Raw genomic sequence first — 263 nt, 5'->3', positions numbered from 1 at the left:
ATTCAACACAAACAGCATCTACCGCAAACTATTTGCGGAAGACATTTCAATGACGAGATAAAGAAGCTCATCGAACAGTTGCCCATTTTCGTGGGCTTGTTCCACCATAAAGCGGATATCCTGCTCGAGATTTTTGATTTTTTGACGTTGACGGCTCATCACCAATTCAGGAAGCGAGATAGCCTCCTGAACGGCATTAGGAACCTTGATATGTTCAGCAATAGACGCATTGCGAATAAAGAAATAAGGGTTCTGTTTTAAAT

Annotated in this window: 1 protein-coding gene; it reads right to left on the bottom strand. The window is 41.4% G+C overall.

What is annotated here, in order from left to right; genetic code table 11:
• Positions 1–18 precede the first annotated feature (18 nt).
• On the bottom strand, positions 19–263 hold a 245-nt coding region (locus ACNQ0T_RS24455), incomplete at its 5' end, for a DUF484 family protein (protein ID WP_417930521.1).

The sequence above is a fragment of the Enterobacter cloacae complex sp.6700776 genome (assembly GCF_048284255.1).
Classification (GTDB): Bacteria; Pseudomonadota; Gammaproteobacteria; order Enterobacterales; family Enterobacteriaceae; genus Enterobacter; species Enterobacter intestinihominis.
Note: the sequence above shows the minus strand (reverse complement) of the source record. Positions and strands in the feature narration are given on the sequence as shown.